The organism is Paenibacillus sp. FSL W8-1187 (genome assembly GCF_037965485.1).
In the GTDB taxonomy this organism is placed as follows: domain Bacteria; phylum Bacillota; class Bacilli; order Paenibacillales; family Paenibacillaceae; genus Paenibacillus_O; species Paenibacillus_O pasadenensis.
In genome coordinates this window covers 356,299-370,136 of record NZ_CP150181.1, presented here as the reverse complement: position 1 = coordinate 370,136, position 13,838 = coordinate 356,299, and the positions used below count along the sequence as shown (strand labels likewise).

Here is a 13,838-nt window from a genome sequence, read left to right as displayed (position 1 = left end):
ATCACGCCCTTATGGGTTGATGGTGCGGCCGAGGCGCGGGAGGCGCGAGGCCGCCGGTCGAGGCCAATCAAGGAAAAGGATGCGGGCTGACGTTCAGCTCGGAAGGAGCGATCGGCGAGCTGCGCCAGCCGAGCTCCACCGGCACGTCGTAGATGCGGCGGCTGGCGATCAGCCGCTCGCGCTCGCTGCGCGGCAGCTGGATCGTGCCGGGCACGATCATCTTGACGACATGCAGCCCGAGCTCGCGCACGTCGTCGGTCGTGACGTCGACGCAGAGCGGCTCCAGGCCGCGCGCCTGCAGGGCTTCGACGAGATAGGCGAGCCGCTCCGCCTCGGAGGCGGAAGCGACGGCCGGAGCCGGCGGCACCGGACGCAGCAGCGGCGAGGCCGCCGTGAAGGCCAGCTCCTCATGGGCGAACGGCTGCTCGTAATACGGAAGCCGCAGGCCGTAGTCGGTAATTTGATGCGGCAGCAGCGACGGCAGTCCCTCGGCGTAGATCTGCGCCTTGTTGCCGATGAACAGCTGGCTGATCTCCATCAGCGTCTTGACGACTGCCTCCTCCATGGACAGACGCGCCGAGCCGCCGAAGCTGACGCGGCCGTCGTTCGTCCGGAGCAGGCCGAACGACGACGGAATGCCGGTGTCGCCGGTCGTGTCCACGATCGACAGCTCGAAGCGGCTCTCGTCGAGCAGCTCGCGGAACGGCCGCGCCAGCGGATGATCCCGGATGTCGAGCCGCGGCAGCGAGGCCATGTTGTACCACATCATCATGAACGCGTCGCGCTCGACGATTTCCAGCAGCCCGCCGATCATCGCCTGCTCGAGCGTCGAGCCGGCGGCCGATCCGGTCATCAGGCCGAAGCAGATCGCCGCTTCGTCGTCGCTCTGCGGCACATAGGAGTCCCACGCGATCGCGGCGGGCACAAGCTTCTCGCGGCCGGTCGCGAGCGATACGGCCGGCACCCAGCGGATGCGCGCCTGTTCCGTGAACGGCTGGTAGGGGAACTGCCAGGCCGCGTGCTGCTCCGGCGTGTACAGCGGCAGCTCGCGCGGATGCAGCGCCTCCGCCCGCAGCTCGCTCCACGAGGCGAACACGGTGCGGTCCGGCATGACGTAAGCGGCGCAGTAGCGCTCGACCGCTTCGGCGACCGCCGAGACGTTCGCTTCCTGCAGCGTGAAGCCCATGCCGCTGGCGAACCGGTCGATCAGCCCGTGCTGGCGGCCGCCGAACGCCTTCGGATCGGCCGGAGCGGCGAGGCTGAGGAACAGCGCCGGATCGCCGGGATCGGTGCTGAGGCTCATCAGCCTGCGCACCATGCCGCCCTGCGGGCTGATCGCCCGCGCCAGCGGCTCCGTCAGGCCGAGGGCAAGGCCGAGCGGCCGGCTGGCGACGCTTGGGGACGCCGCCGCCGCGCCGCTCCAGCGGCGGATCAGCTGGCGGCTCATGGCCGATGCACCAGCCCGGCCTCGGTCCACGGCTGGGCCGCGAGCCGCGCCTGATGGCGCAGCCCGCAGGACGGGCAGGTGGGCAGCCGGTACACCGGGTTCACCTCGCCCTGCAGGTGAAAGGCGTCGAACTCGACCTGATGGCCGAGCGACAGCGGCGCGAAGCTGTTCGTGGAGCGGGACAGCCATTTGACCGTCTCCATGACGGCCAGCGACGCCACCATCGACCAGCTCGGATCGAACCGGCTCGGCTTCGGCGCAAGCGGCGGCACGCCGTTCGCGCGTCCGCGCAGCTCCAGGCATTCGTAGCAGGCCGTCTCGCCGGGGACGACGATCGGTCCGAGCCGGCCGACCGTATGCGAGAACGCGACCGGCAGCCACGTCAGCCCATGCTCCAGGGCGTAGGCGTTGAACGCGGCGCCCTGGCGCTCCGCCTGGAGCACGAGCACGAGGTCGCTGCCGGGATCGATCTCGCCGAACGCCGACGCGGCGCGCGCTTCGACGCCGAGGCCGCGCAGGGCGGCGGCGATCGGCTCGGCCTCGCCGCTCTCTCCCCATCCGCCCAGAAGGGTGACGAAGGCGTTCATCGGGCGCCCTCCTTCTCCAGAATCAGGCAGCGCACGTTGCCGTCGCCCTCGACGCTGTACGTGCGGGTGTCCACGATGCGCAGGCCGGAAGCTTCGATGCTGGCGTAGATGTCCGGCTCGGGGAAGAATTTTTTGAACGTGGAGCCGAAATAGCGCTTCGTCTGGTCCCCCTGGATGACCTCGGCGTAAAAATTCATGACCGCGCTCTGATCGTCCAGATTCTCCTCCTCGCCCATGAGCACGAACTGCTTGTGGTCGGGACCGAGATCGAGCGTGACGCCGTTGACGCGGCCGCCGCGCAGCTGGCTGTTGTGGATGTCGTTGGACAGCACGTAGTCGAAGACGAACCGTCCGCCGTCCGCCAGATGGCGCTCCACCGTCTGCAGCATGCGCTCCAGGTCGGCCTGCTGGCGCAGCAGGCTGATGCTCGTCGCCGACAGGATGATGAGCGGGAACTTCTCGCCGAGCTCGAAGCTCGTCATGTCGCCTTGGCGCACTTCGATGCGGTTCTTCAGGCGCGGCGGCAGCTGCTCGCTCTTGCGACGGCACAGCTTGAGCATATCCTCCGACAGGTCGAGGCCGACCGTCTGGAAGCCGCGATTGGCCAGATGCATCAGGACGCGGCCCGAGCCGCAGGCCAGCTCCAGCACCTTGCCGTCGCCCGCAAGGGCCGCCGCCTGCTCCAGCAGCAGCGGGATGTCATAGTCCGTGCGGCCCGCCACCGCCTCGTAGAACTCGGAATAGTACCCTTCATACAGGTCGAAATCCTGGCTGCCGGGCAGCCCCAAATTCCTCAGGTCCTTGAATACGCCGAAATACATCGCAACCGCCTCCTCGCGTCGAATGGATAGGGATAAGTGCCGCTTTGAAGCGCCGTCCGCCCTCGCGGAAGCCGCCGGGCGCCAAGGCCCGGGAACCGGCTCCGCTGCGGACGATGCTTGATCGGGCCGGGTATCCGGCCGGGCGCTGCGCCGCCGTCTGACCGCCGGGTATCCGGCTCTCGGCGCTGCTTATGGATGCTCTTCGCCGGGTATCCGGCTCGGGTGCTGCTTATGGATGCGCTTCGCCGGGTATCCGGCTTGCGGTGCTGCTTATGCGTGGCGGACCCTCGAAACGGAACTCCCGGTCGGGCAGCCGCCTCAGGCGCTGCCGCCGTCAGATGGCGGTCCAGCCGCCGTCGACGACGAGATTGTGCCCGGTGATCATGCCGGCCGCGTCCGTCGCCAGGAACAGCGCCGAGCGGGCGATGTCCTCCGGCGTCGCGAACCTGCGCAGCGGCAGCTTGGGCAGGTTGGCCCGCAGGAACTGCGGGTCGGTCAGATGCGGCTCGCTCGCCTCGGTCAGCACGAACGTCGGCGACACCGTGTTGACGCGGATGCCGTATTTGGCCCATTCGACCGCGAGCGCCTTGGACAGATGGATGAGTCCGGCCTTGCTGGCGCAGTAGGGAGCGCGGTTCTCGTTGGCGACGACGCCGTGCTGCGAGGCGATCATGACGATCGAGCCGCGCTTCTTGCGGACCATCGCCTTGGCCACCTCGCGGGTCAGGAAAAACGTGCCCTTGAGGTTGATGTCCACGACAAAGTCCCATTCCTCCTGCGTGAGCGAAAGCGCCGGCTGCAGCAGGTTGACGCCGGCGTTGTTGACGAGGTAGTCCACGCCCGCTTCAACCTCGCCGCCGATGCGCGCCGCCGCCTCCTCGATCTGCTCGAATCGGCGCAGGTCGAGCGGCAGGCAGCTCGCCTGCACGCCATGCTCCCGCCGCAGCGCGGCGGCGCTCTCCTCCAGCAGCGGCAAGCGATCCGGCAGCTCGGTCAGGACGAGCGACGCGCCGGAGGCGGCGAACTGCCGCGCGATCTCCTCGCCGATGCCGCGCCCGGCTCCGGTCACCATCGCCCACTGGCCGAGCAGCGGCCGGGCCGCCGCATCCTCCCCCCGGACGGCCGGGGGTGGGATCGGGACGGGACGGGCGGCCGGCGTCTCCCTGGTGATGTCTATCGCCATGTGCGCCCCTCCTTACATCGTCGACCGAAGCGCTTTGTAGATCAGCTTCGGCGTCGGCTTTTGCCCGTAGAGCAGCACGCCGACCTGATAGACCTTGGCGGAAATCCAGCAGGCGAGGACGGAGGAGGCAAGCAGGATGAGCGTCGGCACGAGAATCTCCATCCAGGACGGGTCGGACATGCCGATCCGGACGAACATCGCGAACGGCGTCGCGAACGGGATGTAGGAGCTGACGACGGCGAGGCTGCCTTCCGGGGAGCCGAGCGAGAGCAGCGCGACCACGAAGCCGCCCATCATGAGGAGCGAGACCGGCAAGGTCACGGCGTTGACCTCCTCGCTGCGGCTGACGAGCGAGCCGCAGGCGGCGAACAGCGCCGCGTAGAAGAAGTAGCCGAGGATGAAGAACATCACGAGCAGGACCATCGTCTTGGCATCCAGCATCGAGAAGTCGACCGTGAAGCCGAACAGGCTGAGCCCGCTGCCCGAGCCGGAGGCGAGGATCATGCCGTAGCCGATGCCGAGGATCAGGACGAACTGCAGCAGGCCGGCGAGGCCGACGCCGAGCACCTTGCCGAACAGCAGCTGCTCCGGCTTCACCTTGGTGATGAGGATCTCTTTGACGCGCGAGCTCTTCTCGACCGAGACGGAGGTAGCCACGCTGCCTCCGCACATGTAGAGCAGCAGATAGAGCATGAAGCTGATCAAGTAAATCGGCATGTACATGGAGAACATGGACTTGCTGCCCGCCTTCAGCTCCTGCACGTCGAGCTGCAGGGCCGCGGTCACGCGCTCCTTCTGCGCCGGGTCCAGCGTCAGCTTGGCGAGCTCGCTCGCCGTGTACGCCCCTTGCAGGTAGGTGCCGAGCGCTTCGGCGTAAGGCGCGTCGTCGAGCTTGTTGACCGTAAGCGAGAGCACCGGCTTGCCGTCCTTCTCCTCGATCGCCGCCAGGCCGAGCAGGCTGTCGTCGTCCTTGGCCAGCTGCGCGCGGGCTTCGGCTTCTCCGGACGGCTCGATCAGCTTCCAGGCGTAGGAGGGCGATACGCCCTGCTGGAGGCTTTCCGACGTGACCGCCAGGTCCGTCTTGTTGACGACGGCGATCGTGCCGTCCACCGATTCGCTGTCCGATTGCAGCAGCTTGGGGAGGAAGATGAGCGCCGCCAGCAGCACCGCTGCGATGTAGATCGTCAGCGTGAACGCTTTGGAGCGGAGACGCTCCCGGAACGAATACTGGAATACGAGGCCGAACTGCTTCATGCTCCTTCGCCTACCTTTTCAATGAAGATTTCATGGAGCGTCGGCTCCTTGATCTCGAACTTGAGCAGCTTCACGCCCGCGCCCGCCATCGACTGCATGAGGCCGTGGGCCTGCTCCTCGCTGTCGACCTTGACCTGCCACTCGTGGAGCGACTCCTCGACCGGCCGCACGCCGAACGTCGCCAGATGCGGGGTCAGGTCCTGCTCGCTGCGCAGCAGCAGGCTCGTGCGGCCGTAGGAGCGCTTGATGTCGGCGAGCTTGCCGGAGACCGTCATCTCGCCGCGCTTCAGGATGCACACCTGGTCGCAGAACCGCTCGACCTGGCCCATCTGGTGGCTGGAGAAGATCATCGTCTTGCCGAGCTTCAGCTGGTCCTGCACGACGGCGGCCAGCATGTCGGAGTTGACCGGGTCGAGGCCGCTGAACGGCTCGTCGAGGATGACCAGCTCGGGATCGTGGATGAGCGACGAGATGATCTGCACCTTTTGCTGATTGCCCTTGGACAGCTGCTCGACGCGCTTGCCCTCATGCTCGGCGATGCCGAGCCGCTCCAGCCAGCCGCGCATCGCCTTGACCGCCGCCGGCCGGGAGAGCCCTTCCAGCATGGCGAAGTAGACGAGCTGCTCGCTGACCTTCTCCTTCGGATACAGGCCGCGCTCCTCCGGCAAATAGCCGATGCTCGGGCGGTTGTCCTTGATCGGCTTGCCGTCCCACGTGATGGAGCCGGACTCGTACTCGACCAGGCCGAGGACGGAGCGGATCGTCGTCGTCTTGCCCGCCCCGTTGCCGCCGAGCAGGCCGAACGCCTGGCCGGTGCGAGCCTCGAGCGAGATGCCGTGCAGCACCGTCTTCCCTCCGTAGCGCTTGATCAGATGATTGATTTCCAGTCCCATCTCATATCCCACCTTGTCTTGGTTTGGAGCCGGTCAGGCCGGCTGTCTCATCGTCCGGAAAAACTTGCCCATATGATAGAGCATGACGACCGCGATGCAGGCGGTCACGAGGAAGCTGAAGGCGCCGATCCAGGCTTGCAGCCGCTGCTGCACCTGCAGGATGCCCCACAGCCAGAAGCAAGGAGTGAACGCCGTCGCCGCCGCGCCGTAGGCGAGCAGGATCGCGCGCTCCCGGCGGCTGGCGCCGCTTTGGGCAGCCTCCCCGCGGAATTTCGTCAGCCGCAGCAGGCTCCACAGGGAGCGGAACGCCTTGGCGCGCAGGTTGGCGATGCCGAGGCCGTGGCTCAGCATCCAGTAGCCGTCGAGCTTGACGAGCGGCAGCAGGTTGAGCACGCTCATGCCGAGGTTGGCGAAGGCGTAGTACAGCAGCAGCTCCGACGGCTGCGCTCCGGCCGCTTGGAGCGCGCCGTAGGCGAGGATGGCGAGCGAGGAGAGCAGCCACTGGCTGAACACGCCCGCCGCCAGCACGGCCAGCTTATGCCGCCGGCGCCGGAACGTATACGTGTCGCTCACGTCGCAGAACATCGCCGGGCTGAAGTAGAACAGCATCGCGCCCATCTGCTTCACGCGCCCGCCGTAATATTTGCACGTCATGCCGTGGCCGAGCTCGTGGATGACCGTCGTCAGGACGATCATCGCGTAGATCGCCGCGTACTGGCCCCAGCCGAGGCCGTACGGGTCGAGGCCGACGGTCAGCTGCGGCTGCGACAGCAGCAGCGCGAACGCGCCGAGCATGACGAGCCCGTAGGCGGCGATTGCCGCCGGGTGGAGCAGCAGGCGGATGAGCGGCAGCCGCCGGTCCAGCCAGGCGTCGGGATCGACGGAGAAAAACTTGATCGTCGTCAGGTCGTCGATGCGCCAGTTGAAGCGCCACTTGCGGGCTCCGGCCGCCTCCTCCTCCGGCAAGGCCGGGTCGAGGAAGCCCCATTCGCCGAATTTGGCGGCGAGATAGGCCCGCTCCTCCTCCGTCAGGCTGCCGGCGTAGGCCGGGGCGGCTTGGGCGGCCGCTTCGCCCTGCGGCGGGTCCGCGGCGGCGGCGGGGACGGCGGCGAGGAACTGCAGGTACTCCGTCTCGCGCGGCCCCATGCGGATGAACTTGCGGCTCGATTTATGTTGAACCAGGAATAGGTTGTTTTCGATCTCATGGATATCGAAGGCTAAGGCTGATGCGGTCGACATCTCGTTCACCTCGAATCGTGGATAATGTCCGGGTCAGGCTTCATCGTTAATCCAGGAAAAAAATAATGCGGCGATGCTCGTCATGGGGAGGACTCCCCCGCCCGGCTCCATCGTCCGGGCGGGGAGAGAGTCTCCCATCTGAAGCGGCTGAGAGGCTCAGCCGGGTCTTGCGGGCGATTGTTCGTCCGAAGCGGTTCTTAGGTGAAGGCGATGATGGCCGTGACGGCTGCGACGGCGCCCAGGCCGACCGCTACGCCTTCGACGAAATCTTTGCCGCTGCCCGGAGCGGATACGTCCTCCAGCAGCTCCATGTGCAGGTTCAGCGATTGGTTCATGGATGATTCCTCCTTGGATAGGGTTAAGTAAAGCTTCGATTACGTGAAGGCGATGATGCCGATGCCGATCGCGACGCCTACCGCTACGCCGGCGATGTACGCGCCGTCGCCCGGTGCTGCGATGCTTTCCATTTCCTCCAGTTGGAGGGACAGAGCTTGGTTCATGGTTTTGGCCTCCTTTCCGAAAAGGTACGGGGTCGCTCTTACGTGAAGGCGATGATCGCCGTGACAGCCGCGACGGCGCCCAGGCCGACCGCTACGCCTTCGACAAAGTCCTTGCCGCTGCCCGGAGCGGATACGTCCTCGAGCAGTTCCATATGCAGGTTCAGGGATGGATTCATGGATCATTCCTCCTTGGATGAAAGTGGATGGGATAAATGGATTACGTGAAGGCGATCGCGCCGATGCCGATGCCGATACCGATGCCGACGGCAACGTCTTTCCAGTCCGGAGCGGAAACAGCTTCCAGCTCCTCGAGCTGCAGGGACAGGTTTTTCATGGATTTCACCTCCTTGGCGTAATGTCGGATGCAGGGAAACGCGGATTACGTGAAGGCGATGGCGCCGATGCCGATGCCGATGCCGATGCCGATCGCGACATCGCCCCAATCGACCGGAGCGGCGACCGCCTCGAGCTCTTCGAGCTGCAGGGACAGGTTTTTCATGGATTTCACCTCCTCTCAAGGAATATCGCTATGCGGGAATCGGAACTAGGTGAGGGCCGCGATGCCGAGTCCGATGGCGATGATGACGACAGTATCTTGCCAGCCTGGAGCCGCGACGGCTTCCAGCTCTTCGAGCTGCAGGGAGATTTCGTTCATGGATCTCACCTCCTGAAAGGGAATGGGCGGAGCGGGAGCGATTAGAACAGGATGATCGGGTCGATCGGGAACGGAAGCGGGATCGGAAGCTTCGGGAACGGAAGCGGCCAGATTGCCATCACGGTCATCACCTCCTGAGCGGAATGTCGCCGTTGCGAAAAGGGTCAGCGGAAGGAAAGGAAGCTGCCGATGCGGTGCAGGCAGGCCCGCAGCCGGGAGATGACGGCGGCCTCCGGCTCCGGCTCGGCCGGAGTCAGCTCCAGCGGCGAGGCCAGGTCATGCTTGGCCGGACTCATGCTCGCTCTCACCTCCCTCCCAGCGAGCGGGCGACGATCTGGACGATCTTGCGGATCTCGCCGTCCTCGATGATCAGCGGAGGGAACAGGTGGAAGCCGGTCGTCACGCCGGGCGTGTGGATCGGGTAGACGAGCAGGCCGCGCTGCCTCAGCCGGGCGACGACCTCCCGCAAGCGGTCCGGATCGAGCAGCGCCCGGGCCGAGCGGTCCGAGGTCAGGGCGACGCCGATCATGAGCCCTTTGCCCCGCGTCTCGAGGAACATCGGATTCGCAGCCAGCGCTTCCTCCAGCAGGCGGCGGAGCAGCTCGCCCTTGCGGGTCACCTCCGCCAGCAGGCCGGGCCGCTCCAGCGCCTCAACAGTCGCGAGGCCGGCGGCGCAGGCGATCGGATTGCCGTTCTGCGTCGACAGATGCTCGATATGCGATCCGGCCCGGGCGAACGCCTGGTAGATCGCGTCGCTGAACAGCGTCGCGCCGAGCGGCAGATAGCCGCTGTTGATGCCCTTCGACAGGCAGAGGATGTCCGGCGCCGCGCCGCTGTGCTCGAAGGCGAACATGCGTCCCGTGCGTCCCATGCCCGTCGCCACCTCGTCGAAGGCGAGCAGCGCGCCGGAGCGGTCGCACAGCTCGCGGACCCGCCGCAGGTAGCGGTCCGGCAGCGGCAGGATGCCGCCCGAGCCGATGATCGGCTCGAGGATGATGCCGCCGAGGCGGCCCTCCTCTTCCTCGAACAGCCGCTCCAGCTCCGCCAGCCGGCGCTCCAGCAGCTCGCCCTCCAGCACGGCGGGCTTGCCGTCGTCGCCGAGCGGCACCGGATGGAACCGGAAGCCGGGCACTCGGGGGCCGTAGCTCTCCGAGATCTCCTGGTCGATGCCGCTCGCGCTCATCGAGCCGTAGTACGTGCCGTGATAGGACTTGTCGAGCACCGCGATGAGCGTGCGTTCCGGACGGCCCGACAGCTGATGGAACTTGCGGATGAGCTTGATTGCCAGCTCCACCGACTCCGAGCCGGTGCAGGTGTACGCGACCTTGGCCAGCGCCGGCGGCGTCAGGCGCAGCAGCGTCTCGGCAAAGGCGAGCGTCGTCGGGTTCGCTCCGTCGACAGGGTTGACATAAGGCAGCCGGTCGAGCTGGTCGACGATCGCCTGGCGGATGCCGGGATGCCGATAGCCGAGCGAGACGTTCCAGAGCCCGCTGATGCCGTCGATGTACGTCTTGCCGTTCGTGTCCTGGACGTAGATGCCCTCGCCGGCCGCGAAGGAGGGGAAGGCTTCGCCCAGACGGACATCCTTGAGCGGATGGACGATCGGGTAGCCGGGCGGCGGCAGCGGAGCCACCGGAGCGGCGGCGCTTCCCGGCGCAGGGACGGATGCAGGCGCCGGCGCAGACTCGGGCGCAGATGCAGGTGCAGGTGCAGGTGTCAGCATAGCGGATCTCCTTTCGTTCACGATGCCCGTGCGGGCAGATTGAGGCAGCCTTGGCGGCTGAACAGCTCGATCGCCTGGCTGACGGCGGCCGCCGCGTAGGACGGCTCCGTGCCGTACGCCGCTTGCAGCGCGCCGGCCAGCTCGGCTTCGGTCGCGCCGACCATGAGCCCTTCGAGCAGCAGCGCCATCGGCTCGCTCAGCTTGAGCACCTTTTGGCTGACAGCCTGGTAGAGCACCGGCGTGCCGTCCGTCGTCAGGAGAAAGACCGCCTCGCTGACGAGCGAGGGACGCTCGGCGCCTCCGGCCAGCGGGTAGTAATGCGTGCAGGTCGGCAGCGAGACGAGCAGCGTCTCGGCGTCCAGCGCGGACAGCGCCTGCGTATGGCGGCGGAGTCCCTTGACGAGCTGGACCACCTGCATGTAGCGATGCAGCATGACATGCTTGCGGCGGATGGAGCAGTACTGCGCCGCCGTCATGTAGGACGGCAGGAACGCGCACTGGGAGCAGGTCGATCGAATCTCGCAGGAAGCGCATCCGCGCAGCAGCTGCTCCTGATCGGACAGCACCGCGGCCTGCATGAGCAGCTGGTCGGGCGTATCGTCCAGATGGCCGATCGGCGCGCAGCCCCGGCAGGCGGCGACATCGCCCTCCCCGTCCGCGAACAGCCTCGGCAGCTTGCGGGCCGAGCAGGCGCCCGCCGCCGACCAGCGGCAGCTGTCCGTTACGTACGACTGGACCTCGTAGCCATGCGCGAAGCGTCCCGTGCGGCTGAACGCGTCGACGTCCTCCAGGAACCGGTCGAGGTCGCGCTCGCTGCGGATGTCCAGCAGCCGGAAGTCCGCAGAAGCATCGGCGCCTTCCTCGGCTGCGGCTTCCTCGTAGCGCTGGCGCAGCAGCGAGATCGGCTCGGCCAGCAGGAAGTCGTTCAGCTGAAGCTGCCAGCGGCCGCCGCCCAAGCGTTCCAGCCGGTTGGCGTTGGAGAGATAGGTTCCCTCGCGCTCCGCCTCGCTGCTCGCCTGATCGAAGCGGCGGTCGAGCCGCTTCCACTTGCCGTCCTGGTCATAGAAGATCGGGGGCTCGACAGAATTCGAGTTTTCTTCCCCGCATGCTTGGTTTTGTTCGAAGAAGACGGCGCTGTTGAGGGCGGAGTGCTCGCCTATGCGTCGAATCGTCTCGGGCCTCCAGCCGTCCTCGCCGACGCCGATATGCTTCGCGCCGCCCCCGAGGACATGGGCCGGATAGTGCCCGGTCATGAAGGCGAGAAAGCCGTTCACAAGCGCCGTCTCCGGGCTGGAGCCGAATCGCTCGCGCGCCAGCTCCTCCAGCGGAGACGGCAGCAGCGTGCGGGCTTGCGCGCCGGCGGCAGCCGGGACGGCAGCAGCGATCGCATCCCGGGCGAGCAGTCCTTCGTCCAGGCACTGTCTGAGCTGCCCGGCGACCCGCCGCGCCCCCGACTCCGTGCTGCCAGGCGCTGTCTCCAGCACGATGCGCAGCCGCAGGTCCGGGTAGGCGATCCTCAGCTCCCGCAGCATGTCGGCCAGAAAAGGCTCCGCCTCGGCCAAGCTGTCCGGCAGCCGCAGCGTCAGCGTGCTGGCGCCCAGCTCCGCGAGGCGGGCGGCGCCGCCTCTCCGCCAGCGCTCCAGCGTCAGCTCCGCCGACCAGGTCGCGCTTGCTCGGCACGCCTCCAGCGCTTCGGCGACAGCGGCCTCCCGCGCCTCGTCGGCAGTCGCCGCCTCGTAGCCGAGCAGCTGCAGCTCCGGCCGCATCTGGCGGGAAGCGGCGGCCGCGAGCCGAATGTCGCGGAGCAGCCGCTCCGGCGAATGCAGCCGGATGCCGCCCGGGGCCGCATCGCCTCCGAGGCGATCCGCCGCCTTGACCGCCAGCAGCGGAGCCTGCCGCATGGACGCCGCATCCTCCCATACCCCGGCGATGGCATCGAGCGCGTCGGCCTCGTCCGCTTCCTCGCTCGGCGCGTCCGGCTCCAGCAGCCGGTGCAGGACGCGTTCGGGCTCCGAGCGGACGAGCCGCTCCACCGCGTCCGGCAGCGAGCCGTCCGGCAGCTCGGCCGCCCATTCGCCGAACCAGAAGATCCGGAGCGAGCCGTCCAGGGCTCCGAGCGTCCCGCTCAGCTCCCGGCAGAGACGGTAGGAGGCCGGAGTGACGTGGAAGGCGACGGCATCGTTGCCGAGCGAGAGCAGATCCTCGGCCGTCTCGTACAATCCGGCCAGGCTGGCCTGGATGTACTGCGCCGTCGGCGTGCCCTGCTGCCTGAAGTAGGCCCTCACGTACCGGCAGTCCAGCTGGTCCGTCGCTGCGAACAGCCTCGGCGAGCTCGCCTCCAGATGGACCAGCGTCAATCCGCTTCCGAATGAAAATCCCTGCATGCCGTCTCCTCCTCGCCCTCGTCGTCTCTTCGTTCCGTTGCCCGCTTCCGGTTCGTGCTGTCGTTGTTTCCCTTGATTTCACTATAAGCGATCTTTTTCCATTTCACACCGAAAACGAGGCTTCGTCATTCCACAAACGGCTTGCGGAAAAGAACCGAAAAAAAGCCGCAAACCCGCGCCATGGCGCGGGTTTGCGGCTTTGCGGAGGCGGCGCTGCCGCCGCTGCGGGAATTGCGGCGGCGCGAGCCTGGATCAGCGGCTGCCCTGCAGCCGCTCGTACAGCTCCCGCGTCCGCGCGGGATCCTCTTCATTGTAGTACACATAGCGGCCATCCAGCCGAAAGCGGATGTACGGCGGGCGGTCGCGATAGACGAACAGCTGCGCCTTGCCGAGCTCCCTCAGCCGGAAGCTGCCTCTCAGCACCTTGCCCGTCGCTTCCCCGCTGAGCTTGGCTCCTCGCGGAATCTCGTCCGTCAGGCTCAGCTCGGCGACCTCGCCGAGGTCAAAGGAGGCGGAGTGCAGCGGATAGTCGATGCGCACCTGCTTCTCCGCCAGCTCCAGCTTCGGCGAGACGAGCTCGGACACGAGCAGCAGGGCGCAGGCGAGGCCGAGCACCGCCGCTGCGAGCCCCAGCGTCACGCCGAGGAACCACTTGCCGCCGCGCGACGCCGAGTTCACCGTCATCCCGATGCCGACCCGCTTGGCGACGAATACGGCCGAATCATGCGGATTATGATAGGTGAACCCGTTCGCCCACCATTCGTCCTCTTCCTCCGGCTTGCCGGGCCTTGCCGTCGGAGCGGACCAGCCTTCGCGGCGCTTGAGCGCCAACGTCGTCCGGAACGCGCGGCGGAACGGCCGGACGAGCAGCAGGACGAAGGCGAGCAGCCAAGCCACGAAGTAGAGGGACTGGAAGGCAATCCAGTCATAGAGCGCGTAGAGCGGGATCAGCGCCAGCGCCATGCCGAGCGCGGCGGTCTTCATCTCGCGCCGGAAGCGGGCGCTCGCCGCCTCCAGCTCGGGATGCGACGCCGCTTCCGGAGGAAGCGCCACCGCGAACCGCATGCCATGGCGATAGGCGGCCTGCGGGAGATAGGTGCCCAGCATCGAGGCGTACACGATGACGACAACGACCGACAGGATGATCAGAAA

General features: G+C 67.1%; 17 protein-coding genes. All 17 read right to left on the bottom strand.

The window, feature by feature from the left end:
- Positions 1-67: 67 nt before the first annotated feature.
- Positions 68-1,447, bottom strand: coding sequence for a YcaO-like family protein (locus NYE40_RS01725; RefSeq protein ID WP_028599329.1), 1,380 nt, complete (start codon positions 1,445-1,447; stop codon positions 68-70).
- The gene (locus NYE40_RS01720; RefSeq protein ID WP_028599328.1) at positions 1,444-2,034 is read right to left on the bottom strand and encodes a TOMM precursor leader peptide-binding protein; all 591 of its coding nucleotides are present in this window, start codon (positions 2,032-2,034) and stop codon (positions 1,444-1,446) included. The genes NYE40_RS01725 and NYE40_RS01720 overlap by 4 nt, the downstream gene beginning before the upstream one ends.
- On the bottom strand, positions 2,031-2,855 hold the full coding sequence (gene mpaM / locus NYE40_RS01715) for a daptide-type RiPP biosynthesis methyltransferase (protein WP_153782602.1): 825 nt from the start codon (positions 2,853-2,855) through the stop codon (positions 2,031-2,033). The genes NYE40_RS01720 and mpaM overlap by 4 nt, the downstream gene beginning before the upstream one ends.
- Before the next feature lie 334 nt (positions 2,856-3,189).
- Positions 3,190-4,038, bottom strand: coding sequence for an SDR family oxidoreductase (locus NYE40_RS01710; protein ID WP_153782601.1), 849 nt, complete (start codon positions 4,036-4,038; stop codon positions 3,190-3,192).
- 12 nt (positions 4,039-4,050) lie between these two features.
- Positions 4,051-5,292 carry an ABC transporter permease gene (locus NYE40_RS01705; protein ID WP_153782600.1) on the bottom strand — a complete coding sequence of 414 codons (1,242 nt, stop codon included), beginning with the start codon at positions 5,290-5,292 and terminating at the stop codon, positions 4,051-4,053.
- Positions 5,289-6,185 carry an ATP-binding cassette domain-containing protein gene (locus NYE40_RS01700; RefSeq protein WP_028599326.1) on the bottom strand — a complete coding sequence of 299 codons (897 nt, stop codon included), beginning with the start codon at positions 6,183-6,185 and terminating at the stop codon, positions 5,289-5,291. The genes NYE40_RS01705 and NYE40_RS01700 overlap by 4 nt, the downstream gene beginning before the upstream one ends.
- A gap of 33 nt (positions 6,186-6,218) precedes the next feature.
- Positions 6,219-7,424, bottom strand: coding sequence for a daptide biosynthesis intramembrane metalloprotease (gene mpaP, locus NYE40_RS01695; RefSeq protein ID WP_339279213.1), 1,206 nt, complete (start codon positions 7,422-7,424; stop codon positions 6,219-6,221).
- 197 nt (positions 7,425-7,621) lie between these two features.
- Positions 7,622-7,759 (bottom strand): daptide-type RiPP, encoded by a 138-nt coding sequence (locus NYE40_RS01690; protein WP_164820113.1) that lies wholly within the window; start codon positions 7,757-7,759, stop codon positions 7,622-7,624.
- Positions 7,760-7,798: 39 nt separating this feature from the next.
- A complete protein-coding gene (locus NYE40_RS01685; RefSeq protein WP_255309619.1) occupies positions 7,799-7,924 on the bottom strand; it encodes a daptide-type RiPP in 126 nt (41 codons plus the stop codon).
- Positions 7,925-7,962: 38 nt separating this feature from the next.
- Positions 7,963-8,100 (bottom strand): daptide-type RiPP, encoded by a 138-nt coding sequence (locus NYE40_RS01680; protein ID WP_164820112.1) that lies wholly within the window; start codon positions 8,098-8,100, stop codon positions 7,963-7,965.
- 41 nt (positions 8,101-8,141) lie between these two features.
- Entirely contained in the window at positions 8,142-8,258 is a 117-nt protein-coding gene (locus NYE40_RS01675) for a daptide-type RiPP (RefSeq protein ID WP_304363383.1), read from the bottom strand.
- Positions 8,259-8,303: 45 nt separating this feature from the next.
- Positions 8,304-8,423 (bottom strand): daptide-type RiPP, encoded by a 120-nt coding sequence (locus NYE40_RS01670; RefSeq protein ID WP_304363382.1) that lies wholly within the window; start codon positions 8,421-8,423, stop codon positions 8,304-8,306.
- 45 nt (positions 8,424-8,468) lie between these two features.
- Entirely contained in the window at positions 8,469-8,579 is a 111-nt protein-coding gene (locus tag NYE40_RS01665; RefSeq protein WP_304363381.1) for a daptide-type RiPP, read from the bottom strand.
- Positions 8,580-8,743: 164 nt separating this feature from the next.
- Complete coding sequence (locus NYE40_RS01660) at positions 8,744-8,875, bottom strand: hypothetical protein (RefSeq protein ID WP_255309618.1); 132 nt, start codon at positions 8,873-8,875, stop codon at positions 8,744-8,746.
- An 8-nt stretch (positions 8,876-8,883) separates the two neighbouring features.
- Positions 8,884-10,302, bottom strand: coding sequence for a daptide-type RiPP biosynthesis aminotransferase (mpaD, locus tag NYE40_RS01655; RefSeq protein WP_127464376.1), 1,419 nt, complete (start codon positions 10,300-10,302; stop codon positions 8,884-8,886).
- Between the two features lie 17 nt (positions 10,303-10,319).
- Positions 10,320-12,686, bottom strand: coding sequence for a hypothetical protein (locus tag NYE40_RS01650; RefSeq protein WP_028599324.1), 2,367 nt, complete (start codon positions 12,684-12,686; stop codon positions 10,320-10,322).
- A gap of 252 nt (positions 12,687-12,938) precedes the next feature.
- Positions 12,939-13,805 carry a DUF5808 domain-containing protein gene (locus tag NYE40_RS01645; protein WP_240479034.1) on the bottom strand — a complete coding sequence of 289 codons (867 nt, stop codon included), beginning with the start codon at positions 13,803-13,805 and terminating at the stop codon, positions 12,939-12,941.
- Between the last annotated feature and the right edge of the window lie 33 nt (positions 13,806-13,838).